Genomic DNA, 23,185 nt, shown 5'->3' on the forward strand with positions numbered 1-23,185 from the left:
GTGGTCAATATGAAACGAATTATGGCCTTAATAAATACAAAATAACCGAGGAATTCGCTCAAATTGATGAGTGATTCCTCGGTTTTCATTTCATTAAAAGTAAGAGAGCTCCTTTTTCAGTGGGCTTAGATATACATCCTAGTTTTCTTTTCCTTTAATTTGGCTTGTAGCCACATCTTCGCCAAACCATTTCTGGCTAATTTCTTGGAATTTTCCTTCTTGATAGAGTTCCACAAAAGCCTTATTCAAATTGGCTAATAAGATTTTATCCGCTGGTCTTACTCCGACTGCAAAAGACTCACTCTCAAAACCGGCTGGAAAAATCTCATATTGATCTAAAATTCCTTCCGTTTTAAGATAATAATTGGCATAAACACGGTCAATTAAAAGAGCATCAATCCGATCATTTTGCAAGTCAATCAAGGCTTCATTAAAACTTTGATACTGGTTAGCCTTTTGATCTTTTACGATATTTTTTAAGAGTTCTGGTTGAGCTTCGAAATCTAGATAACCAGAAGAACCTGCTTGAGCCCCCAAAATCTTTCCTGCCATATCAGACACTGATTGAATATTTTGCGATTTTTTTGAGACTAGAACCTGCTGATTCTCCATATAAGGAATTGTAAAAGCAACCTTTTCACGGCGTTCATCTGTTGCTGAATATCCATTCCAGATAGCATCAATAGTGCCGTTTTGAAGTTCTGTTTCTTTCATATCCCAATCAATGGGTTGAAACTGTACCCTGAACCCCAGTTTCTCAGAAACGGCTTGGGCTAAATCAATATCAAATCCAGCATATTGCCCATTCTTTTCTTCAAATCCCATAGGAACAAAAGTATTGTCAAATCCGATAGTAATTGTTCCTTGTTGTTGGTATTTTTCCCAATTATCTACTTTAGGATTGCTAGCTTTTTGTGTGCATCCTACAAGGAAAAAAGCCAGAAAGAATACCAAAACAAGGCTGATTTTCTTTCGATTCATAGACACCTCCTACTTAGGCTCTACTTTGAGAATCTGGTCAGCAATATTCTCTGCAAACTGGAGGTCGTGGGTCACAACAATCTGCGTCATGCCTAAGTCTCGATTTTGTAAAATCAGTTTTTCAACTTCGAGACGCAACTCTGGATCAAGGGCAGAAGTTGGTTCATCATATCCAATCACTTCTGGATCTATCATCATTGCACGTGCTAAGGCAACCCGTTGCTTTTGACCACCAGATAATAAGTATGGATAAGCATCTGCGTGAGCTTCGAGCCCTAGACGAGCGAGTAAGTCAGCCGCCTTCTTCTTTGCGTCTACTTCAGACATTCCCATAGTCTTAATAGGTGACAAAATCAAGTTTTCCATAACAGATAGGTGAGGAAAAAGCTGAAAATCTTGAAAAACAAATCCTAACAAGTGGCGCTTTTCAAGTTCATCCAAAGGCAACGATTCTCCGTTATAAAAAATCTCTCCTGAATCAATAGTTTCAAGTCCAGCTAACATTCTGAGCAAGGTAGTCTTCCCACCACCAGAAGGTCCAACGATGGCCAAAATTTGCTTTTCAGGAATTGTTAAACTGAAATTGGATAAAATTTCTTTTTTTCCAAATTTTTTGCTGATATTTCTTAACTCTAACATGGATAACCTCCTATCTATAATAGCTGAACTTCTTCTCAAGTTTCTTAGCTAAGATTGTAACGATACCAATCATAAGCAGATAAATAGCTCCTGCTAGAAACATTGGAATCAAGCTAGCATCACGATTGGCAGCGGTTCGACTAGCTAGGATTAAATCTGAAATACCGAGTGCATAGACCAAAGAAGTATCCTTAACCAAACTCATAACCTCATTAAATACACTTGGTAAGACAATCTTGGTCACCTGTGGCAAGATAATATAGCGGACGGTATCGATAGGTTTGAATTTCAAAACCTTAGCTGCTTCATATTGTCCTTGAGGAATGGTTGCAATCCCTCCACGGAAAATTTCAGCAAAATAGGCTGCATAATTAAGCGTGAAGGCAATAATCGCAGCAGGCACTCGATCTAAACGAATTCCGATACTTGGTAGGACATAATAAATAAAAATCAACTGCAAGAGCAAGGGTGTCCCGCGCATCACCCAGATATAGATATCAATCATGTAATGGAGGGGGTTCCAATGGACCTGTAAGCAAAAGGCAACCAAAATGCCTAAAGGGATTGAAAAGAGCAAGACCAGTGCAAAAACTTGTAAAGTCATTGTCGCACCGCTCAATAAACTTGGTAATATCTCAAATAAGTAAGACATATTCCACCTCCTAAAAATAATTGTTCTCATTATAGCATAAATAAACACAAAATCAAAGAATTTCAGAAACTTTCATGAATTTTTAAAACTTTAACCTTGATTTCCGAACAATAGTGTTCATGAGAAAAATTTTCTACTTACATAAAGAATCAGATGTCACAATTTGAGAAGAGATTCCTTTCCGTTTCTCTCCTATTTCATGGTATAATAGAAGCATGATGACAATAGTATTATTAATTTTAGCTTATTTATTGGGTTCTATCCCTTCAGGACTGTGGATCGGGCAAATATTCTTTAAGATTAATCTAAGAGAACATGGTTCTGGTAATACTGGAACTACCAATACCTTTCGAATCCTAGGTAAGAAAGCGGGTATGGCAACCTTCGTGATTGACTTTTTCAAAGGAACCATCGCAACCTTACTCCCACTTATATTTCATGTTCAAGGTGTTTCACCTCTAGTCTTTGGCCTTTTAGCTGTGATTGGGCATACCTTCCCAGTATTTGCAAGCTTTAAAGGAGGAAAAGCTGTCGCAACTAGTGCTGGAGTCATTTTCGGATTTGCTCCTCTATTTTGCCTCTATCTAGCAGTTGTCTTCTTCGGCACTCTTTATCTAGGCAGTATGATCTCTCTCTCTAGTGTTACTGCTGCCCTTGCTGCTGTACTTGGGGTGATTCTCTTTCCGCTTATCGGTTTCCTACTGCCAAGTTACGATATATTATTTGTAGTGATTATCTTAGCCCTCGCAAGTCTAATTATCATTCGCCATAAGGATAATATCAATCGTATTCAAAACAAAACTGAGAACCTAGTTCCTTGGGGACTAAATCTTACCCATCAAAAACCTAAACAATAAAGCGTCAGTTTCAAACCGACGCTTTTTTGTTTATTTAGATTTGATATAATTGATACCATCTGCTTTCGGTGCAACAGCTTTACCAAAGAAGGCTGCTAGTACGACAATGGTCAAGAGATATGGTGCAATTTGCAAGTAAACGGCTGGGACTCCTTGCAAGAAAGGAAGTTGAGAACCGATAACTGCTAAACTTTGTGATAGTCCGAAGAAGAGACTTGAAAGCATAGCACCAACAGGATTCCACTTACCGAAGATCATAGCAGCAAGTGCGATAAATCCAGGTCCAACGATGGTTGTAACTGAGAAGTTAACGGAAATTGACTGAGCGTAGATAGCTCCACCGATTCCTCCAAGGAAACCTGAAATCACAACTCCAAGATATCTCATCTTGTAGACATTAATCCCCAAAGTATCTGCTGCTTGTGGGTGTTCACCAACTGAACGGAGGCGAAGTCCAAAGCGCGTTTTAAAAAGGACAAACCATGCTAAGAATGAGAAGGCAATTGCTAGGTAACCAAGTAAACTTGTTGACTTGAAGAAGATATCTCCGATAACTGGGATATTAGCCAAAAGAGGGAAATCAAAACGTCCAAAAGTTTGCGTTAAGTTATCCGTTTGTCCCTTGTTATAAAGTACCTTCACCAAGAAGACTGCCAAAGCTGGCGCCATCAAGTTAAGTACGGTACCACTGACAACATGGTCAGCACGAAAATGAACTGTAGCTACTGCGTGAATCAGTGAAAAGATAGCTCCGACTAATCCACCAACTAGAAGAGCCAACCAAGGAGTTAATGCTCCCAAATCTTGTGCAAATTCAAGGTTAAAAACAACTCCAGAGAAGGCACCCATGACCATGATTCCTTCAAGTCCAACGTTAACAACTCCACCACGTTCAGAGAAAACGCCTCCGATACTTGTGAAAATAAGTGGTGCTGAGTAAATCAACATTGAAGAAACCATAAGGGTTAACATTGTTGTAATCGACATCCTTATTTACCTCCTTTAAGTTGTTTTCTTGGTTTGACATAGCGTTCGATGATGTAATGAACGCTGACAAAGAAGATAATTGAGGCTGTAACGATACTTACAAGCTCAGATGGTACTTGAGCAGCATTCATACCAGGAGCTCCAACTTGAAGCACTCCGAACAAGAAGGCTGCAAAGAGAATTCCAATTGGTGAGTTTGCAGCAAGTAGACTGACCGCCATACCATTAAATCCGATCGCCAATGATGAACCTTGGACATAAACGTTCTGGAAGGTACCAAGACCTTCTACCGCTCCACCAAGTCCTGCAAGGGCACCTGAGATAATCATTGATAGAATAATGGTGCGTTTAGCTGAAATACCTGCGTATTCAGAAGCATTTGGATTGAGACCAACTGCACGGATTTCAAAACCGAGAGTTGTCTTCTTAAGCAAGAACCAGATTACTGCAACTGCAATGATAGCAAAGAAAATCCCAATATTCATACGAGAGTTTCCAGTTAACTCAGCAAGCCAAGGTGTTTGATAAGTTGCGTTTGCACTTACTCGAATTGATGAGTCAGTACTTTGCATGATTTCTTTAGGGAAGTGGTGGATAAAGGCATTTCCCACATAAAGAACAATGTAGTTCATCATGATGGTTACGATGACTTCAGATGTTCCAAGATAGGCTCTTAAAATACCAGGAATGGCACCAACGATTCCTCCAGCCACCAACGCAATGACAACTGTCGCAAGAATCAACAATGGACGTGGCAAATCTGGATTCGAAAGAGCAAACCAGCCACTCATAACCCATCCAGCGAGTGCTTGTCCTGGAAGACCAACGTTAAAGAAACCAGCACGACTCGCAACTGCAAATCCAAGAGCAATCAAGACTAATGGCCCCATTGCACGGAAAATTTCACCGATTCCACGAACACTACCAAAGGCTGTGTAGAACAACTCTTCATAACCCCAAATAGCATCATAGTCAAAAATCCACATGACGATGGCTCCAAGCAAGATTCCAAGGATAACAGAAATCAAGGGAACCGAAATTTGTTGTAATTTTTTAGCCATCACTCTTCTCCTTTTTCCAATTCACCACCAGCCATCAAGACACCAAGTTCTTGCTTGTTGGTTGTTTCTGGCGTTACAATCCCTTGAATCTTACCATCATGGATAACAGCGATTCTATCTGAGACATTTAGAATCTCATCTAGTTCAAAGCTGACTACAAGGACAGCTTTCCCATTATCACGTTCTTGAATCAAGCGTTTGTGAATGTACTCAATGGCACCGACGTCCAAACCACGAGTTGGTTGGCTGACGATGAGGAGATCCGGATTTCGATCAATCTCCCGAGCGATGATTGCTTTTTGTTGATTTCCTCCAGAAAGGGCAGAAGCTGGAACAATCTCACTAGCAGCACGAACATCAAACTCCTGCATCAATTTTTTTGCATAGTCAACGATATTCGTATAATTTAAAATTCCCTTCTTGCTAAGAGGTTCTTTATAGTAGGTTTGAAGAGCGATATTTTCAGAAATCATCATTTCCAAGACCAAACCATCACGGTGACGGTCTTCCGGAACGTGACCAACGCTCAGTTCAGTAATTTGACGTGGATGCAATCCTACAATGGACTGGCCTTTCAATTCCACACTACCAGACTCAATCTTACGAAGTCCTGTGATAGCTTGGATCAATTCAGACTGACCATTTCCATCAATTCCGGCAATTCCGACAATCTCACCAGCTCGAACATCGAGTGAAAGATTTTTAACAGCAGGAACACCACGGTTTTCATTTACAACCAAGTCTTTGATGGAAAGAACGACTTCTTTAGGTTGTGGTGCTTGCTTCTCAGTTTTGAAGGAAACAGAACGTCCCACCATCATTTCAGCCAAGTCAGCGTTAGTCGCACCCGCAATTTCAACTGTTTCGATTGATTTCCCACGGCGGATAACTGTAACACGGTCAGAAACTGCACGAATTTCATCCAACTTGTGGGTAATCAAGATAATTGATTTGCCTTCTTTGACCAAGTTCTTCATGATAGCCATCAACTCATCGATTTCTGATGGCGTTAAAACAGCAGTTGGTTCGTCAAAGATAAGAATATCGGCACCACGATAAAGTGTCTTCAAAATTTCAACACGTTGTTGAGCCCCAACAGAGATATCTGCTACTTTGGCAGAAGGATCTACAGCTAGTCCATAACGCTCTGATAATTCAAGAATTTCTCGACTTGCTCGAGCAATATCTAGAACTCCATTTTTGGTTAATTCGCTTCCCAAAATGATATTTTCAGCAACAGTGAAAGCCTCTACCAACATAAAGTGTTGGTGAACCATTCCAATCCCTAGGCTAGCGGCTTTTGATGGCGAGTCTAGTTTCACAACTTGACCGTTAACCACAATTTCACCACTAGTCGGTTCCAGAAGGCCTGCTAGCATGTTCATAAGAGTGGACTTACCAGCTCCATTTTCTCCTAAAAGTGCATGAATTTCACCTTTACGAAGTTCTAGGTTAATTTTGTCGTTAGCGACAAATTCACCAAAAACTTTGGTAATTTCACGCATCTCAATGACATTTTCGTGTGCCATGTGCTCTTCCTTTCAGAGTTTTATTTTGTTTCAATAAAACCTGCTAAAGAAACTTAGCAAGCTCTATTGAGACAAAACACTTTGTCTCAATTCTTAAAGAAGCGGCCACAGGCCGCTCCCCTAAGAAATGACTTTCATCCATTATTTTTCAGGAACTTTTACACTTCCATCAAGGATTTTAGCTTTTGCATCTTCAACAGCTTTTTTACCTTCTTCAGAAAGGTTAGTTGTTACTAGATCAACCCCTTTATCCTTCAATGAGTAAACGATCACTTGACCGCCAGGGAATTCACCTTTTTCAGTTTTGTTTGCGATATCTTGAACTGTTGTTCCGACTTGTTTCAAAGTAGAAGCAAGTACGAAGTTTGATTCTTTACCATCTTTAGAAGTATATTTACCTTCTTCAACTTGGTCACGGTCTACACCGATAACCCAAACTTTATCGCCTTCGTTCTTGCTTTCATTCAAAGATTTAGCTTCTGAGAAAACACCTGCACCAGTACCACCAGCTGCTTGGTAGATTACGTCTGCTCCTGCAGCGTATTGAGCTGCAGCGATTGTTTTACCTTTAGCGGCATCACCAAATGAACCAGCGTAGTCTACTTGTACTTTGATAGATGGGTCAACTGACTCAACACCAGCTTTGAAACCAGCTGCGAAACGAGAAATAACTTCAGATTCCATACCACCTACAAAACCAACTTGTTTTGTTTTAGTAGTTTTAGCTGCTGCTACACCTGCAAGGTAAGCTGCTTCGTTATCAGCAAATGTTACACTTGCTACGTTCTTTTGATCTTTAATCACATCATCAATCAAAACATAGTTCAAGTCTGCATGTTCTTTCGCTGCTTCTTCAACCGCATTGTGAAGGGCAAAACCAACACCATAAATCAAGTTGTAGCTTCCTGCTGCTTGGTTCAAGTTGTTAGCGTAGTCAGCTTCACTTGTTGATTGGAAGTATGTGTAGCCTTTATCTTTTGCAAGATTGTGCTCTTTACCCCAAGCTTGAAGACCTTCCCAAGCTGATTGGTTGAATGATTTATCATCAACACCACCAGTATCTGTAACGATAGCTGCTTTAGTCTTCAAATCAGAAGATGAAGAAGCTGCGTTACGAGAAGAGCGATTACCACATGCAGCAAGTCCAAATGCTGCCACTGCAACTAGACCAAGGCCTAGCCATTGTTTCTTGTTCATTACTGAACCTCCTAAATAAGATGCGCAACGAAGTTGCAAGTATGGATTGATTGGTCACAAGGACCCTTGTCACTCAGGGAGTGACGCAGACTAATGCAAGTCTGTAAATGAGTATGGAAGTAATTCCCCGACCGTCATCTCGACCGTCGATTTATCTTTGGCAACTAAGGTCACCTTTAGATCTTGTTCAAAAAATTCGACCATAACTTGGCGACAAGCACCGCAAGGCGAAATTGGTTTTTCAGTTTGACCATAGACAATCAATTCTGAAAAGTCTCGTTGTCCTTCAGAAACCGCCTTAAAGATTGCCGTTCTTTCGCCACAGTTGGTCAAGGGATAGCTAGCATTTTCAATGTTAACCCCTGTATAGATACTTCCGTCCTTGGCTACCAATACGGCACCAATTGGAAAATGTGAATAGGGTACATAGGCATTTTTACTAGTTTCAATCGCTAAATCAATCAACTCAGTAGTCGCCATCTGCTAACTCTCCTTTTAAGATTGCTACACCAGAAGATGTTCCGATACGAGTAGCTCCAGCTTCAACAAAGGCTACAGCATCTGCATAAGAACGAGCACCACCAGCAGCCTTAACCCCCATATCAGGTCCAACTGTCTGGCGCATTAATTTAACATCTGATAGGGTTGCACCACCTGTTGAGAAGCCTGTTGACGTCTTGACAAAGTCTGCTCCTGCTTTCTGGGCTAGCTGGCAAGCCTGAACTTTTTCTTCATCAGTTAACAAACAAGCCTCAATAATAACCTTAACCAGTTTGTCACCACTTGCTTCAACAACTGCTCGAATATCTGACTCAACTAAATCAGCATTCCCAGACTTGAGTGCTCCAACATTGATGACCATATCAATCTCATCAGCACCATTTTGGATAGCTTCTTTAGTTTCGAAGGCTTTAACAGCATATGTTGTGGCTCCAAGAGGAAAGCCTACAACCGTACAAACCTTGATATCAGTAGTTTCTAGACCAGATTTGGCATGAGCAACCCAGCACGGATTGACACAAACACTGGCAAAATCATAGTCTTTGGCTTCAGATAACAAACGATCAATTTGTTCCACTGTTGCATCTTGCTTTAAAAGCGTATGATCAATGTATTTATTTAATTTCATTTCGGTTTTTCCTTAAATTAGGAGATGATTTCGATAATTTCACGTGATTTTATCACTTCATCACTTATTTTAATTTTAACATATTTTTGGAAATCTGTAACTAGTTCCGGAGAAATTTTGCCATTTGTATATACTTTTGCAACAATTTCACCCTTTCTGACAAAGTCTCCAACTTTCTTCTCAAAAACAATCCCCGTCTCATAGTCAAGAGCGTCTGTTTTCACTGCACGACCAGCACCCAATCTCATGGCAAAAAGACCAAACTCCATGGCTGGAAGTTCTGCGATAATACCATCCTCCTGAGCAGGAATATCAACTATATGGTCAACTTTTACTGGACGATAGAGGTCTTCTAAATCTCCACCCTGAGCTACAACCATTTCTTCGAATTTCTGGAGTGCCTTACCATTTTCAAGATGTTCCCTTACTTCCTCGACTGTTTTTTCAACATTTGCTAAAGATAGCATAATCTGGGCTAACTCGCAGATAAAATGACTAATATCTTCACGTCCCTTTCCTTGAAGAATTTCCAGTGCTTCTAGGATTTCCAAGCGGTTTCCAATGGCACGTCCCAATGGTTGACTCATGTCCGTAATGACTGCTACTGTCTTGCGACCTACAGCCTTACCAAGATTTACCATGGTTTGAGCCAATTCACGGGCCTCGTCCACTGTTTTCATGAAGGCACCTTCACCAACAGTAACGTCCAGTAAGATAGCGTCAGCTCCAGCTGCAATCTTTTTACTCATGACTGAGCTAGCAATCAAGGGAATAGTATCAACCGTTGCCGTCACATCACGAAGAGCATAGAGCAATTTATCAGCCTTAACCAGTTGATCGGACTGGCCAATGACTGAGACACCAATATCCTGAACTTGTTTGATAAATTCATCCTGATTTCGTTCAATCTGAAAACCTTTGATGGATTCTAATTTATCGATAGTACCGCCGGTATGCCCCAGACCTCTACCACTCATCTTAGCAACTGGAACACCGAAACTAGCTACTAAAGGTGCTAGGATTAAAGTTACCTTATCACCAACTCCACCAGTAGAGTGTTTATCCACCTTAATGCCTTCGATTGGCGATAAATCAAACTCCTGACCTGTCTTAACCATGTTCATAGTCAAGTCAGAAATCTCATCTATAGTCATTCCCTGAAAATATACTGCCATAGCAAAAGCAGCCATCTGGTAGTCAGGGACGATTCCAGATACATAACCTTCAATCAGCCATTGGATCTCACTGGAGCTTAGTTCTTGGCCGTCTCTTTTTTTCTGGATTAGATCTACTGCTCTCATTCTTTCACACTTCTAAGGATATAATATCCCTTATCTTTCTTTACAACCTCACAATTGCCAAAAACTTCTTCCATCTTACTTTTGGCACTAGGAGCTCCTTGTTTTTTCTGGATGACGATCGTCAAATCTCCACCATCTACTAAAAAGTCTATACTTTTCTCGATGATTTCGTGGACTACTTGCTTACCTGCACGTATAGGTGGATTGGAAATGACATGGTCAAATTGTCCTTCTACCTGCTCATAAATATTAGACTGGAAGATAGTCGCTTGAACCTTGTTTTTTACTGCATTTTGCTGGGCTAAATCCAGGGCACGATTATTGATATCCACCATAGTTGCTTGGGCACCATAAGCTTTAACCAAAGACAAACCTATCGGACCATAGCCACAACCAACATCAAGAATTTTTTCACCTTTTTCAATATCAAGACATCTTAACAACAACTGACTTCCAAAGTCAATCATTTTTTTACTAAAGACACCAGCATCTGTCAAAAAGGTCATCTTTTCCCCAAGTAGCTCAACTCTAAGCTCATGAACATCATGGGCTGCATCTGGATTTTCTGCATAATACATTTTACTCATGACACTATTTTACCATAAAAATAAGTTATTTGTAAATCGTTTACAAAGGTATCAAGCCCTTAAATAACATTGTATTTTCTCAAAAATAATATAAGTTCTGATTAGCGTTAGGGCCCTAGTAAAAAGCTCCCTACTGCCATGGTAATCGGAAAAGCAAAAATGCAAGCAAGACCAAAAAAGAAGAGCCAGCACTTTCTTTTAAAGAAAGCGAGCACAAGGTAGCCAAGACCTATGAGGGGTAATAAGATAAACAAAACAAAAGTGGTCCAGTTATAGCTCTGAGTTCCTATCGTAAAGGAGAAATTCACCCAGTTTGGTGATAACCATAAAACAACTACAAATAGGCTGAACAAACCCAGAGCCTTTTCTCTTAATCTAGCTTTCATCTTAGCACCTCCTTTATAGGTATTCCCCTTATATTTTAACAAAGAAAGCGCTTTTTCTCAATTGGTCAGATGGTTATTCTTTCTAAAATATGGTATACTAAGATATCAAACGAGGATATAGTATGACCAACGAATTTTTACATTTTGAAAGGATAAGCCGCGAAACTTGGCAATCCTTGCATCGCAAAACAACTCCTCCCTTGACCGAGGAAGAGTTAGATTCTATTAAGAGTTTCAATGACCAGATTAGCCTTCAAGACGTTACAGATATCTATCTGCCACTGGCACATCTGATTCAGATTTACAAACGTTCCAAAGAAGACCTCGCCTTCTCAAAAGGCATTTTCCTTCAAAGAGAGAGCAAAAAACAGCCCTTTATTATTGGAGTTTCAGGAAGTGTCGCTGTCGGTAAATCAACTACTAGTCGGCTCTTGCAAATTTTGCTGTCCCGTATCGTTCCTGGAGCAAGTGTTGAACTAGTTACTACGGATGGTTTTTTATACCCAAATAGTGTCTTAATTGAGCAAGATATCCTTAATCGTAAGGGTTTTCCTGAGAGTTACGACATGGAAGCTTTGCTCAATTTCCTAGACCAACTCAAAAATGGGCAGGATGTTGAAATACCTGTTTATTCCCATGAAATCTATGATATCGTCCCTGGTCAAAAACAACGAGTTCAAGCCGCTGATTTTGTCATTGTTGAAGGAATCAACGTATTTCAAAATCCTCATAATGCCCGTCTCTATATTACTGATTTCTTTGACTTTTCAATCTATGTCGATGCTGCAGTCGAAGATATTGAAAGTTGGTATTTGGATCGATTCTTAAAACTTTTGAGCTTTGCTCAAGATGATCCAGGCAACTATTACTACCGTTTCACTCAACTTCCTCTTAGTGAAGTCAAGGATTTTGCTCACCAAGTTTGGACCAGTATCAACCTCACCAATCTCCAAAATTACATTGAACCGACACGAAATCGAGCCGAGGTCATTCTCCATAAATCTAAAAATCACGAAATTGATGAAATTTACTTAAAAAAATAATTTTCCCTTGTCAAAACGTAAGTTTTCAGATATAATGGTATAGTTAGTAAAAATGGAGGTAAGAACATTGGCAAACATTAAATCAGCTATCAAACGCGCTGAATTAAACGTTAAACAAAACGAAAAGAACTCAGCTCAAAAATCAGCTATGCGTACTGCTATCAAAGCTTTTGAAGCAAACCCATCTGAAGAACTTTACCGTGCTGCCAGCTCAGCTATCGATAAAGCAGAAACTAAAGGTTTGATCCACAAAAACAAAGCTAGCCGTGATAAAGCACGTCTTGCAGCTAAACTTGGTTAATCTTTAACTGCATACAAAATGAGCTCTTCGGAGCTTTTTTTGTACACTTTTTTCTGGAGGTCATTATGAAAATAGCCATTATCGGATATTCAGGATCAGGTAAATCTACTCTTGCTGAAAAACTATCTAAGCACTACTCCATCCCAAAACTTCACATGGACACACTTCAATTTCAGCCAGGCTGGGTAGACAGTGACCGCGATTGGATGCTTAAGGAAATGGAGACTTTCCTTACCAAACACAAAGATTGGGTCATTGATGGCAACTACTCTTGGTGTTGCTATGAGGAAAGAATGGAGCAAGCTGACCAAATCATCTTTCTCAACTTTTCGCCATGGACTTGTCTATTTCGGGCTTTTAAACGTTATCTCAAATACCGAGGCAAGGTCAGAGACAGTATGGCTGAAGGTTGTCAAGAACAATTTAATTGGGAGTTTATTCGATGGATTCTCTGGGATGGACGAACTAAAAATGCTAAGGAAAGATACCAACACTTAAACAATACTTACCCAGAAAAGATGCGTATTCTCCATTCTCAAGCAGAGATTGATTGTTTTTTGCGATCTTTAAAAAAGTAAACAATATAGTAGCATTTCATTAAAATCAGCATGTACTGTACTGATTGACTAAAAAAGGAAGATTTTCATCCAGAAAATCTTCCTTTTTTCCTTTTATTCAACAATTAAAAATAACTCGAGCAATTTATAAATCAACAATATAGTAGATTGAATCTAGAACAGTACACTACAACTGCTAAAAATATTTCTAGAAATTAGTTTGACTTTTCTAATCTCTCTGTTCACATCTTATTTTAATCCACTATAATATTCCCCTAGAAATGGAGAGAATCTTGTTCATAGTTTCTGAGTTCGTGATACAAAAAAACTGAAAGAAGTATAGTCCTACTTCTTTCAGTTTTTTATTGTCTCAATTTAGAAAATACTTCTCCGATCTTACCTTCGATAACTAAATCAGCTTGGCTGTCTTGAGGAGTGCTGGACTTGTTGATAACGACAAGATTTGACCCTGAAAAATAATTGATTAGGCTAGCCGCAGGATAAACGACTAAGGAAGTTCCACCAATGATCAATAAATCTGCTTGCTGAATGACTTGGGCTGCTCGACTAAAAACATCCATATCCAGAGGTTCCTCATAAAGGGTTACGTCAGGTTTGACCACCTTACCACAATCTAAGCAGTGAGGAACTGGACCTTCAAGTGCCAAAAATGCATTCAAATCATAAAAGCGATGACAGCCCAAACAGTAATTACAATCTGCACTACCATGCAGTTTCAAAACTTTCTGAGATCCTGCCATTTCATGGAGGCTATCGATATTTTGCGTCACAATCGCCTTTAATTTACCTGTTTTTTCCAAATACGCTAGATAATCATGTGCTAAATTCGGCTTGGCATCTGGATAGACCAGATACTTTTTGTAGAAATTAAAAAAATCCTCTGGATAGCGTTCAAACATAGTGCGTGAAACCAGTTGCTCGGCAGTAAAATGGCGACCTAGTTTCAGACTATATATACCATCTGAACTACGAAAATCTGGAATATTAGACTCTGTAGAAACCCCTGCACCACCGAAAAAGACAATTCTCTGACTTTGATCAATAATACCTTGTAGTTGTTCAATTTTATCCATTTTGTACTCCTAGGAATTTTCAAGTTAAAAAGTTGAAAGCCTTGACTTCTTGTCAACTTGGCTTCCAACTTCATTTGATTATGATTTAGATATTAAACTGACTAGTCTCGGTCCTTTGACACAATTAGGCTTTCTTCAATTTCCTTATTCTTACCTATTTCAGGATTGATTCATTGTTGGTGGTTATCATTTTGAGAACAAGAGAAATCATTCTGAATATAGCCTACTTTAGTCAGCAATCAATGTTCCCAAACCAACCTTCATCATATCAGTGAAGGTGTTTTGACGTTCTTCTGCAGTTGTATCTTCATCTGGATTAACCAAACTATCTGAAATAGTCATGATAGCAAGGGCATCAACATGATGTTGAGCAGCAAGATAGTAAAGAGCTGCCGCTTCCATTTCCACAGCCTTGACTCCCCATTTACCAAGCTCGATATTCTTTTCAAAGTAGTTTGAATAAAAGACATCTGAAGACAAGACATTCCCAACGTGAGTGGTCATACCAAGATCTTTGGCGATATGGTAGGCTTTATCTAGCAAATCAAAGCTAGCGATTTGTGGAAAATCATATTGAGGCCAGTCATTGCGGATAATGTTTGAGTTGGTTGCAGCTGCTTGCGCCAAGACCAATTCACGGACGTGAACATCCTCATTCAAAGAACCAGCAGTTCCCACACGGATCAATTTTTTCACACCGTAATCGACAATCAATTCACGCGCATAGATGGAGATTGATGGCATTCCCATCCCTGTTCCCATAACAGATACAAGATGGCCCTTGTAAGTCCCAGTGTAACCAAACATGTTACGGACTTCGTTAAAGCAAACAGCATCTTCAAGGAAATTCTCAGCGATAAATTTCGCACGAAGAGGATCCCCAGGAAGAAGAATTTTATCAGCAATTTCACCCTGCTTAGCAGCAATATGGATAGACATAATATAAGATACCAAGGGCGTAAAAGAGGCAAAGTAAAAATAGGAAATCCGACAAAGATGCCTCGCATCTAGGAGGATTTATCTTTTTTACACAGCCTCTAGCCCGGGTTCAGTTTCAAACCCGAACTACCCTTCCTTTCATTTTTGTTTTTAGAAAAGCTTTCTGCTCGTGTTCAAATTTGAACACACGCTCTACCTTTCTTTTTGATATACAAGACAGGCGACAGAGAACAAAGCAAAAATAGGAAACTGGCGACGCATTATAAATGCTAGACAGTTTATCTTTTTTACACAGTTCTCCGCCCGTATTCAGTTCAGCTAATACGGTTAACCCATCCTTTCTTTTTTAATCGAGTAATTAGAAAAGCTTTCCGCTCGTGTTCAAATTTGAACACACGCTCTACCTTTCTTTTTGATATACAAGACAGGCAACAAAGAACAAAGTAAAAATAGGAAACTGACTACGCATCGCAGGTGCTAGACAGTTTATCTTTTTTACACAGTTCTCCGCCCGTATTCAGTTCAGCGAATACGGTTAACCCATCCTTTCTTTTTTAATTGAGTAATTAGAAAAGCTTTCCGCTCGTGTTCAAATCTGAACACATGCTCTACCTTTCTATAAGATACCAAGCCCGTAAAAAGAACAGTGAAAATAGGGGATTGACGCAGCAAGTACTGGACTTGCAAGGCAATCGATCTTTTTCACACAGCTTTTAGGGCGGGTTCAATTGTAAGTTAGTTTTGAAAGTTGAGGCGATTACGGGTTCAATTTCAAACCCGAACTCCCTTTCCTTTTCTTTCATTTTTATATTTATTTTGTTAATGAATCCAAAAATGCATAGAGTTTTGCATTCATTTCTTGATAATCATATGCACGAATAGCTTCAGGCTTTTGAACATAAGTCAAATTCTTGCTTTGTTCTTCCAAAACTTCTTCACCATCCGCAGCAATTAAGAGCTCTACTGCTTCTGGATCAAATTCCAAATGAGCTTGGAAGGCATAGTGTTTAGGACTAAAGCGAATAATCTGACGTGGACAGCCTTGACTGGTCGCAAGGACGACAGCATCCTCTGTCAAACCTGGCATATCTCCATGCCAGTGGCCGGTATTTAAAGTTTGTCCAAAAACTTTGACATGATTGTCTTTTAATCCAGCTTCAGTTAGCGTTATTGAAAAAACACCAATCTCACGCTCTGGACTATGTTCATACTCTGCGCCATAAGCAACAGACAAGAGTTGAGCACCAAGACAGACACCAACAATATAACGATCTGCCTTCATAGCCTTTTGAATCATCTCAATCTCTGCCTGAGGATCGTAGTATGGAAAAGTTTTCCGATCTTCATCTGGCGATTGAGGTCCTCCCATCACAATTAAGAAGTCAATCTCATCCACTGTCTCTGGTAAGGCTTCATTCTCATAGACTTTGGTCGTGGTCACTTGATGGCCACGCTCCTGCGCCCATTTTAGATAAGCGCCCGGCACTTCAAAGGTTTCATGCAGTACAAAATGTACCTTCATCGTTTCTTCTCCCATCTCTTTCGAATCACGTAAGACAGACTAGCTGCAAGTACAAGCGGAATTGTCAAACTCCAAGTTTGGCCTGTAAATCCAAGGCTCAGGGCAATAGCTGTCAGAGGAGCTTTTAAGGTCGTCCCTAAAAAGACGGTCGCTCCTAGTAACATCCCTAGAGCAGGATCCATATGAATCCCAACTACAGTCAAAAGCAAGGTCACTAGGTAGCCAGAGCCAATCCCTAAGGCAAATGATGGTGTCAAAGTTCCTCCATATGCACCATTGCGCAAGAGGAGATAAACCAGAAGCCCCTTCACTGCAAGAGCCAGTGGAAGATAAGGAATCGACTGGCTAGACAAGAGGGCTTGCGCTAGTACCTGGCCATTTCCCATAAAGATAGGGAAAAAGGCTACTAGGCTCCCCAGCACTAGAAAGGCTAGAGGAAGAGCCCAAAGAATCGTCCCATCCTTCCGCCGTTTGTGACTAGCCCGCTTGGCGAGGAAAGCAAAGACCAGAGCCAAGGGAGTGACCAAGAAAGCAATCACAATAGCCTGTAAGAAACTGCTAGCCGACCATGAGACTGCGGACAGGTGATAAATAGACTCCTGACCAACGATGGACTGAGCGACCCAGGTGGCCAGATAAGTGCTGGTCAAAACCAGTAGAAGGTTCTGCCAACTGTAGGCGAGTCCTAAGGTCTCAAAGACGAACAAACTACTGGCAAAGGGAACTTGATAGACCGCAGCTAAACCAGCTCCAGCACCACAGGCGACCAAGACTTTTCGCTCTTTGAGGGCTAGAGAAAAACCTTTCACCAAGCGACCAGCTAGAAGAGCCCCGACCTCACGTGGTGCTCCTTCTTTTCCGACCGATGCACCTGCTCCGACAATCGCAACCTGCATACCTGCATGAAGGAGGTGGGCTAAGGGCGCTGGTTCCCTGTCTCCAGCTAAGTCAATTTGCTGGCGAATAGACAGAATCTTATAACGCTTTTGCAAGACATACCAAAAACCAGCTGCCAAGCACCCAGTCACACATAAGACCAAAAATCTACGGAGACTTCCAGCTTCTTGAAATTGCTGGAGTAAATCCGACTTATCTTGGCCAAAAGCCAGCCCTTGCACCCCTTCTAGTAGATAATGACAGGCAATTCCGACCAGACCCGTCCCTATTCCTAATGATAAAGTGGCTAGAAGCACTCTCAGTCCATAGGGAATACTTTGGAGTCGTACTCTCATGGCATTACAATTCAGCAAGAATAGCTTTTAGCAATCCTTTGAAGTCTCCTTTGACACGTTCGGTCACTTCTACTACTTCTTCGTGGTTAAGTTCCTCTTGGAAACCAGCAGCAAAGTTGGTAATACATGAAATACCAAGAACCTTCAAGCCAGAGTGTGCTGCAACGATAACTTCAGGAACGGTTGACATTCCGACAGCGTCTGCACCAAGTGTCTTATAAGCACGGATTTCAGCTGGAGTTTCATAAGTTGGACCAGTTACACCGATATAAACACCGTCATCAAGTTTAACACCAAGCTTTTCAGCAACTGCATGAGCTGTAGCACGATATTCTGGAGTGTAGGCTTTTGACATGTCTGGGAATCGTGGACCGAAGTCATCCAAGTTTTCACCGATTAGAGGGTTTTGGCCTGTCATATTGATGTGGTCAGTGATAGCCATCAAAGTACCAGGACCAAAGCCGATACCTCCAGCAGCGTTGGTTACAATCACACCTTCACAGCCCAAAACTTTCATGACACGAACTGGGAAAGTCACGACTTCAAGCGGATTTCCTTCATAGAAATGGAAACGTCCTTGAAGGGCTAAGACTTTACGTCCTGCAAGTTCACCGTACACCAATTTTCCAGCGTGTCCAACAACAGTCGAACGTCCCCAGTTTGGAATCTCAGCATAGTCTACCACAACTGGATTTTCGATTTCTTCAGCAAGTTCACCAAGTCCTGATCCAAGAATCAAGCCGAACTCTGGTGCTTCTACTCCCTTTTCTTTTAAGAAAGCAGCTGTTTCATTGATTTTTGCTAATAATGTCATTGTCTGTCTCCTTCATAATCTTTTAAAAATTGACCGATTTTGTCAAAGGTTTTTGCATTTCGAATAGTAATATTACGATAGAAAGGCATCTTAAGCAGATACTTGTGATAGGCTGTTTTGCTATAGGTTTCTTCTGAGAATTTGCCCCAGAAGATTCCCAGTTTCCCAAAATGAAGCACTTCATCTACCAGTTCCATACTTTCGACTTTCTCGATGACTTGCTTGATATCCAGTTCCTCAGTATAAAAGAGAACATCCTTTCGAGCCATTTCTTGGAACCACCATTCCGGAAGAGTTCTAAGCTCCTCTTCGTAGTCTTCTTGACTTAACAAGGAAAAACGTTGGATAAATGGATAATGTTCTTTAAAGAAATCCTGTAGCCTCTCAACCAACTGAGTTCTAGGTATACTAGTATCAAAGAAAATATTGCCACTATTGATGTAGGTTTCAACATTTTCCAATCCCAACTCTGTCAATTCTTGACGAAGCTGGGCCATGACCACCTTATGTTTTCCACCGACATTGATCCCTCTAACCAGTAATGTCAAGCGAGTCATCTTAAACCAATTTATCTAAGAAGCTTTCACCAATCATAGCCTTATCTACGCCAAAGTTATCAGCGATTGTCGCAGAAATATCTGCAAAATGACCGATTGGTAGGTGCCCATTTCCTTTTAGTGATGGGCTGTAGGCCAAAAATGGAATGTATTCACGAGTATGGTCTGTACCTGCATAAGTAGGGTCATTACCATGATCGGCAGTAATCATGAGTAGATCATCTTCTCTCATAGCAGCGATAAGCTCTGGCAATCGTTCATCAAACTCGTGCAAGCAGTCGCGGTAACCATGTGGATCACGGCGGTGACCGTAAAGGGCATCAAAGTCGACCAAGTTAGTGAATGAGAATCCTTTTTCAAACTCAGCAAGTCCCATTGTTGTCAAAAGCGTATCAATTCCATGGCTATTTGACTTATTGTGGCCCATATCATGGTTCACCCCAGCACCATTAAAGATATCGCTAATCTTACCTACTGAGTAAGTATCAATACCTGCTTCGTTGAGTTTGTCCAAAACTGTTGGAGCAAATGGTGATACAGCCAAGTCACGACGATTTGCAGTACGTGTGAAGTTTCCAGGCTCCCCAACGTATGGACGGGCAATGATACGTCCTAGAAGAGCTGGACGTTCCAATGTAATCGAACGAGCGTACTCACAAATACGGTAAAGTTCATCCAAAGGAATAATGTCTTCATGGGCCGCGATTTGAAGAACCGGGTCAGCTGATGTATAGATGATCAACTCGCCTGTTTCCATTTGACGTGGTCCAAAGTCATCGATAACAGCAGTACCTGAGTAAGGTTTATTTGCTTCACGGATTACTTTACGACCTGAGAATTCTTCAATCTTTGTAAGGATTTCTTCTGGGAATCCATTCCAGAAAGTATCGAAAGGCTCAGTAATATTTAGCCCCATGATTTCCCAGTGACCGGTCATAGTGTCTTTACCTAGTGAAACTTCCTCAAGTTTAGTGTAGTAACCGCTAGGATTTGCTTCTGCGGGAACCGTTTTAAGGGCTGTTTCACGCTCAATGTTACCAAGACCAATCTTAGCCATATTAGGAACATTCAAACCAACTGATTTTGAAATATGGCCTAGTGTATCAGAAGCTCCGTCTGGTACTCCTGCATTGACGAAGTTATTAGCATCTGGTGCTGCACCGATTCCTACAGAATCGAGCACTACCAAATGAATACGTTTAAATTTTGACATCGTTTGCCTCCTTTATTTCCCTTTTGTTGTAGTTAAAACCTGAACGCCAGCTTGCCCTGCAACAATGACTTTATCAACCATTTGATTAAATAAACCGTGCTCAACAATACCGACCTGAAGATCCAGTTGATGACCAAAAGCAATCGGATCTTCAATAACACCTAAATCAAGATCAATAATGAAATTTTTCATATCCGTCACAAAGCGTTGGCCATTTTTTTCACGAAAACTTGGCTTATAACCAGCTTTTTCAAAACGACGGAAAACCTGTTCTGCTCCGTATTGGACAACTTCGACAGGTAGTTTGAAAGCGCCCAGTTTCTCAACCATTTTGCTCTCATCTACCACCCAGATATACTGTTTGGTTGGGGTCGCAACTACTTTTTCCATTAGAAGCGCTCCACCGCCTCCTTTGATACCATTAAACTGGCGATCTACCTCATCAGCTCCATCAACAGTCACATCAACCTCATCCACCTCGTCAATCGACTTAAGTGGGATATTCAATCCTTGTGCCTGTTTTGTCGTTACACTCGAGGTCGTTACGGCTGTAATTTGAAGTCCTTCTTCTTTAATTCTACGTCCGATCTCCTCTACGAAATAATAGGCAGTCGAGCCTGTTCCAAGTCCTACAACCATTCCGTTGGTTACGAACTCAGCAGCCTTGATGCCTGCTATTTTTTTCAGATTTTCCACTTAAACACCTCCAAACAAAAAGCTACTTTTATTATAACATGAATACGCTTTAAATTCATCCTTGCACTAGAAAAACCCGAACATTTTATTTCGGGTTTCTGATTCTTATTTAACCATGTCAGGATCGTAGTCATAAAATCCTGTGTCAAGGAAACGATTTTTTGGATGGAGTTTACGAACTTGCTCATCCAATAAGAAGGCTTGGTCATGCGTAAAGCTTCCCTCTTCAATCAAGCTACGGGCTTGGATGAAGAGTTTTGCAATCTCAACAAAATCTTGCCCTGGAGTATAAAGTCCTTCTAACTTCCAATGAGTGAAACCATGCTCTACCAACTCTGGCAATTTGGTCATCAAATCGAGGTCGTTATTGGCAAAAATGTGAGTTCCATGATTGTCTTCAAAAATAGAGTAATGGCTATCTGGATCACTAGGCTCTGCTAAGAAGAGGTCGCGTTGACGTGTTTTTTCATCATCAATCTGAGTAAAATTATAGTAATTCTGCAAGAGTGGACGCTTAGAGTGGTGGATAACACTTGCTCCATAGACCAAAATTTCAGCAGGAATTTCCAAAATTTCAGGCATTTTAAAGAGTTCAGCTGATGGAATTTCACGAGCCAATACTGCCTCAGAAGCGCCAGCCTTTTGTCCCCAGAAATTGATCTGACGGCTGCTAGTTACCATCGTTGAGGCATCATAGATGGTTTTAAAAGAATAACCATCGCGATTGACAACATAAAAGACACCCGCATCCCCAACAGTAATGTAGTCTGTTTTAATTTCTTCCAAGAAATCAAGAAAGGGTTTGATACGATCCATCATATCCTGATGCATAAGAGCATTGACCGCTACGATCAATTCCTTACCTGCATCATGAACCAGACCAGCGATGGTTCTCAGTTCATCATAAGAAAAAGTCTTTGGTAGACGAAGCCCAAAATCTTTCTCACCGACATAGATACGGTCAACTCCCGCCTCTAGTAATTCTTTTACTTGTTCAATGCTTTCAGCAGTTGCTGTAATAATAATCTTTTCCATAAGAAAAATTATACCACATTTCTGAAAAATCAGCTATTCCCTAAAATGATAAATTTACTTATTATTTTTGTAACCTTACTGTAATAATTTTTTTCTTGAAAAATGGTAAAATGAAAGAGTACTGTTAAGGAGAGAATCATGCCCGTAAGAAAATATCAATCGTATGAGTTTGAAGAAGAGGAAACTCAAACAACGCTATACCAAGACTATGTTCCAGAAACAACTTCCGTTGCTAGTTTGAAGGAAGTTCTTTTCTTTGTAAACATTGCTTGTTTTTGCGTCTTTTTAGCCTTGTTTAGCTTTATCTTTTTAGCCCTCAAGTTTAATACAGTTCTGGCTTTTAGCCTAGCAATTGCCTTGAGTTTAGCGGCATCAAACTTTCAACGTTCAATGATTAAGAAGAAATTTTATTAGATTCAAAAGGTCGGGATTTTTGTCCCGACCTATTTTTTCTACGATAGCTAAAGAGCTGCGACTAGAAAAGCGATACTTGGTCTACCGCTTTCTAATTCACAGCCTTTTTTTATTTATTTTTACGCTTGGATGGTGTTTGAATTGCAATCTTTACTTCAAAAGTTGTTTAGTTTTACAGAAATTTGACATATCCATAAAACTCCTTTTAGACATAGAGAGCGCTCCTTCTACTTCTAATCTTCAGAAGATGATAGACTTTAAAAACATTGATGAAAAACAATTTCTTTTATCCGATAGATAGGGGAAATCATTTCACAAAAAGACACCCAGCTAGCTGAGCCCACTGAAAAAGTCATCCAATAGATGGCTTTTTTGTTATACTAGAGATGAGGTGAAATGATGCTTGATAATCAGTTAACTATGGATGTCAGTCCTTATTCTAGTTTGTATAATATCGTGGTT

The 23,185-nt window shown here is 40.4% G+C and carries 26 protein-coding genes; 5 read left to right on the plus strand and 21 right to left on the minus strand.

The features are described from left to right. Nucleotides 1–138: 138 nt before the first annotated feature. The 3 genes from QM374_RS09260 to QM374_RS09270 are packed head-to-tail and all read right to left on the minus strand — an operon-like array spanning nucleotide 139 to nucleotide 2,272. On the minus strand, nucleotides 139–981 hold the full coding sequence (locus QM374_RS09260) for an amino acid ABC transporter substrate-binding protein (protein ID WP_414311557.1): 843 nt from the start codon (nucleotides 979–981) through the stop codon (nucleotides 139–141). 9 nt (nucleotides 982–990) lie between these two features. Further along, complete coding sequence (locus QM374_RS09265; RefSeq protein ID WP_414311558.1) at nucleotides 991–1,620, minus strand: amino acid ABC transporter ATP-binding protein; 630 nt, start codon at nucleotides 1,618–1,620, stop codon at nucleotides 991–993. A 10-nt stretch (nucleotides 1,621–1,630) separates the two neighbouring features. Beyond that, nucleotides 1,631–2,272, minus strand: a complete 642-nt coding sequence (locus QM374_RS09270) for an amino acid ABC transporter permease (protein ID WP_414311559.1) — start codon at nucleotides 2,270–2,272, stop codon at nucleotides 1,631–1,633. Between the two features lie 215 nt (nucleotides 2,273–2,487). Here QM374_RS09270 and plsY point away from each other — a divergent pair, with 215 nt between their 5' ends. After that, entirely contained in the window at nucleotides 2,488–3,129 is a 642-nt protein-coding gene (gene plsY / locus QM374_RS09275) for a glycerol-3-phosphate 1-O-acyltransferase PlsY (RefSeq protein ID WP_414311560.1), read from the plus strand. A gap of 30 nt (nucleotides 3,130–3,159) precedes the next feature. Here plsY and QM374_RS09280 read toward each other — a convergent pair whose 3' ends face one another. From QM374_RS09280 to QM374_RS09320, 9 genes are all read right to left on the minus strand, one after another. Further along, nucleotides 3,160–4,116: an ABC transporter permease gene (locus tag QM374_RS09280; RefSeq protein ID WP_049509105.1), complete on the minus strand. Its 957-nt coding sequence runs from the start codon at nucleotides 4,114–4,116 to the stop codon at nucleotides 3,160–3,162. A 2-nt stretch (nucleotides 4,117–4,118) separates the two neighbouring features. Further along, entirely contained in the window at nucleotides 4,119–5,177 is a 1,059-nt protein-coding gene (locus QM374_RS09285) for an ABC transporter permease (RefSeq protein WP_414311561.1), read from the minus strand. After that, complete coding sequence (locus QM374_RS09290) at nucleotides 5,177–6,706, minus strand: ABC transporter ATP-binding protein (protein ID WP_414311562.1); 1,530 nt, start codon at nucleotides 6,704–6,706, stop codon at nucleotides 5,177–5,179. The genes QM374_RS09285 and QM374_RS09290 overlap by 1 nt, the downstream gene beginning before the upstream one ends. 141 nt (nucleotides 6,707–6,847) lie before the next feature. Continuing rightward, nucleotides 6,848–7,903: a BMP family lipoprotein gene (locus QM374_RS09295; RefSeq protein ID WP_049527914.1), complete on the minus strand. Its 1,056-nt coding sequence runs from the start codon at nucleotides 7,901–7,903 to the stop codon at nucleotides 6,848–6,850. A 90-nt stretch (nucleotides 7,904–7,993) separates the two neighbouring features. Beyond that, nucleotides 7,994–8,383 (minus strand): cytidine deaminase, encoded by a 390-nt coding sequence (locus tag QM374_RS09300; RefSeq protein WP_414311563.1) that lies wholly within the window; start codon nucleotides 8,381–8,383, stop codon nucleotides 7,994–7,996. Next, nucleotides 8,370–9,032, minus strand: a complete 663-nt coding sequence (deoC, locus tag QM374_RS09305) for a deoxyribose-phosphate aldolase (RefSeq protein ID WP_414311564.1) — start codon at nucleotides 9,030–9,032, stop codon at nucleotides 8,370–8,372. The genes QM374_RS09300 and deoC overlap by 14 nt, the downstream gene beginning before the upstream one ends. Nucleotides 9,033–9,049: 17 nt before the next feature. Further along, entirely contained in the window at nucleotides 9,050–10,333 is a 1,284-nt protein-coding gene (locus QM374_RS09310) for a pyrimidine-nucleoside phosphorylase (protein ID WP_281335461.1), read from the minus strand. Then, nucleotides 10,330–10,920: a class I SAM-dependent methyltransferase gene (locus tag QM374_RS09315; RefSeq protein ID WP_414311565.1), complete on the minus strand. Its 591-nt coding sequence runs from the start codon at nucleotides 10,918–10,920 to the stop codon at nucleotides 10,330–10,332. The genes QM374_RS09310 and QM374_RS09315 overlap by 4 nt, the downstream gene beginning before the upstream one ends. Before the next feature lie 107 nt (nucleotides 10,921–11,027). After that, the gene (locus QM374_RS09320) at nucleotides 11,028–11,306 is read right to left on the minus strand and encodes a 1,4-dihydroxy-2-naphthoate prenyltransferase (protein WP_414311566.1); all 279 of its coding nucleotides are present in this window, start codon (nucleotides 11,304–11,306) and stop codon (nucleotides 11,028–11,030) included. Nucleotides 11,307–11,428: 122 nt separating this feature from the next. Here QM374_RS09320 and coaA point away from each other — a divergent pair, with 122 nt between their 5' ends. From coaA to QM374_RS09335, 3 genes are all read left to right on the plus strand, one after another. Further along, on the plus strand, nucleotides 11,429–12,349 hold the full coding sequence (gene coaA, locus QM374_RS09325; RefSeq protein ID WP_414311567.1) for a type I pantothenate kinase: 921 nt from the start codon (nucleotides 11,429–11,431) through the stop codon (nucleotides 12,347–12,349). A gap of 52 nt (nucleotides 12,350–12,401) precedes the next feature. Continuing rightward, nucleotides 12,402–12,650 carry a 30S ribosomal protein S20 gene (gene rpsT, locus QM374_RS09330; RefSeq protein ID WP_029689628.1) on the plus strand — a complete coding sequence of 83 codons (249 nt, stop codon included), beginning with the start codon at nucleotides 12,402–12,404 and terminating at the stop codon, nucleotides 12,648–12,650. A gap of 65 nt (nucleotides 12,651–12,715) precedes the next feature. Next, nucleotides 12,716–13,228 (plus strand): DNA topology modulation protein, encoded by a 513-nt coding sequence (locus tag QM374_RS09335; protein ID WP_414311568.1) that lies wholly within the window; start codon nucleotides 12,716–12,718, stop codon nucleotides 13,226–13,228. Between the two features lie 341 nt (nucleotides 13,229–13,569). Here the strand turns inward: QM374_RS09335 and QM374_RS09340 are convergent, their stop codons facing one another. The 9 genes from QM374_RS09340 to QM374_RS09380 all read right to left on the minus strand — a co-directional run bounded on the left by QM374_RS09340 (nucleotide 13,570) and on the right by QM374_RS09380 (nucleotide 22,309). Then, nucleotides 13,570–14,301, minus strand: a complete 732-nt coding sequence (locus QM374_RS09340; RefSeq protein WP_414311569.1) for an NAD-dependent protein deacylase — start codon at nucleotides 14,299–14,301, stop codon at nucleotides 13,570–13,572. A gap of 228 nt (nucleotides 14,302–14,529) precedes the next feature. After that, complete coding sequence (gene deoD / locus QM374_RS09345) at nucleotides 14,530–15,240, minus strand: purine-nucleoside phosphorylase (protein ID WP_414311570.1); 711 nt, start codon at nucleotides 15,238–15,240, stop codon at nucleotides 14,530–14,532. A gap of 811 nt (nucleotides 15,241–16,051) precedes the next feature. Further along, nucleotides 16,052–16,762, minus strand: coding sequence for a type 1 glutamine amidotransferase (locus QM374_RS09350; RefSeq protein ID WP_414311571.1), 711 nt, complete (start codon nucleotides 16,760–16,762; stop codon nucleotides 16,052–16,054). Further along, nucleotides 16,759–17,994 carry a chloride channel protein gene (locus tag QM374_RS09355; protein WP_414311572.1) on the minus strand — a complete coding sequence of 412 codons (1,236 nt, stop codon included), beginning with the start codon at nucleotides 17,992–17,994 and terminating at the stop codon, nucleotides 16,759–16,761. The genes QM374_RS09350 and QM374_RS09355 overlap by 4 nt, the downstream gene beginning before the upstream one ends. Nucleotides 17,995–17,998: 4 nt before the next feature. Next, nucleotides 17,999–18,808 carry a purine-nucleoside phosphorylase gene (locus QM374_RS09360; protein ID WP_000173180.1) on the minus strand — a complete coding sequence of 270 codons (810 nt, stop codon included), beginning with the start codon at nucleotides 18,806–18,808 and terminating at the stop codon, nucleotides 17,999–18,001. Further along, nucleotides 18,805–19,365 (minus strand): DUF1697 domain-containing protein, encoded by a 561-nt coding sequence (locus QM374_RS09365; RefSeq protein ID WP_414311573.1) that lies wholly within the window; start codon nucleotides 19,363–19,365, stop codon nucleotides 18,805–18,807. Before QM374_RS09365 ends, QM374_RS09360 begins: the two co-directional genes overlap by 4 nt. Nucleotide 19,366: 1 nt before the next feature. Next, entirely contained in the window at nucleotides 19,367–20,578 is a 1,212-nt protein-coding gene (locus QM374_RS09370) for a phosphopentomutase (RefSeq protein ID WP_414311574.1), read from the minus strand. A gap of 12 nt (nucleotides 20,579–20,590) precedes the next feature. Further along, on the minus strand, nucleotides 20,591–21,274 hold the full coding sequence (gene rpiA, locus QM374_RS09375; RefSeq protein ID WP_371561080.1) for a ribose-5-phosphate isomerase RpiA: 684 nt from the start codon (nucleotides 21,272–21,274) through the stop codon (nucleotides 20,591–20,593). Between the two features lie 105 nt (nucleotides 21,275–21,379). Next, complete coding sequence (locus QM374_RS09380) at nucleotides 21,380–22,309, minus strand: peptidase U32 family protein (RefSeq protein ID WP_414311575.1); 930 nt, start codon at nucleotides 22,307–22,309, stop codon at nucleotides 21,380–21,382. 138 nt (nucleotides 22,310–22,447) lie between these two features. Here QM374_RS09380 and QM374_RS09385 point away from each other — a divergent pair, with 138 nt between their 5' ends. Continuing rightward, a complete protein-coding gene (locus QM374_RS09385) occupies nucleotides 22,448–22,723 on the plus strand; it encodes a DUF3270 family protein (RefSeq protein WP_049548330.1) in 276 nt (91 codons plus the stop codon). The last annotated feature ends 462 nt before the right edge of the window (nucleotides 22,724–23,185 follow it).

It is taken from the genome of Streptococcus infantis (assembly GCF_047465525.1).
GTDB lineage: Bacteria > Bacillota > Bacilli > Lactobacillales > Streptococcaceae > Streptococcus > Streptococcus infantis_R.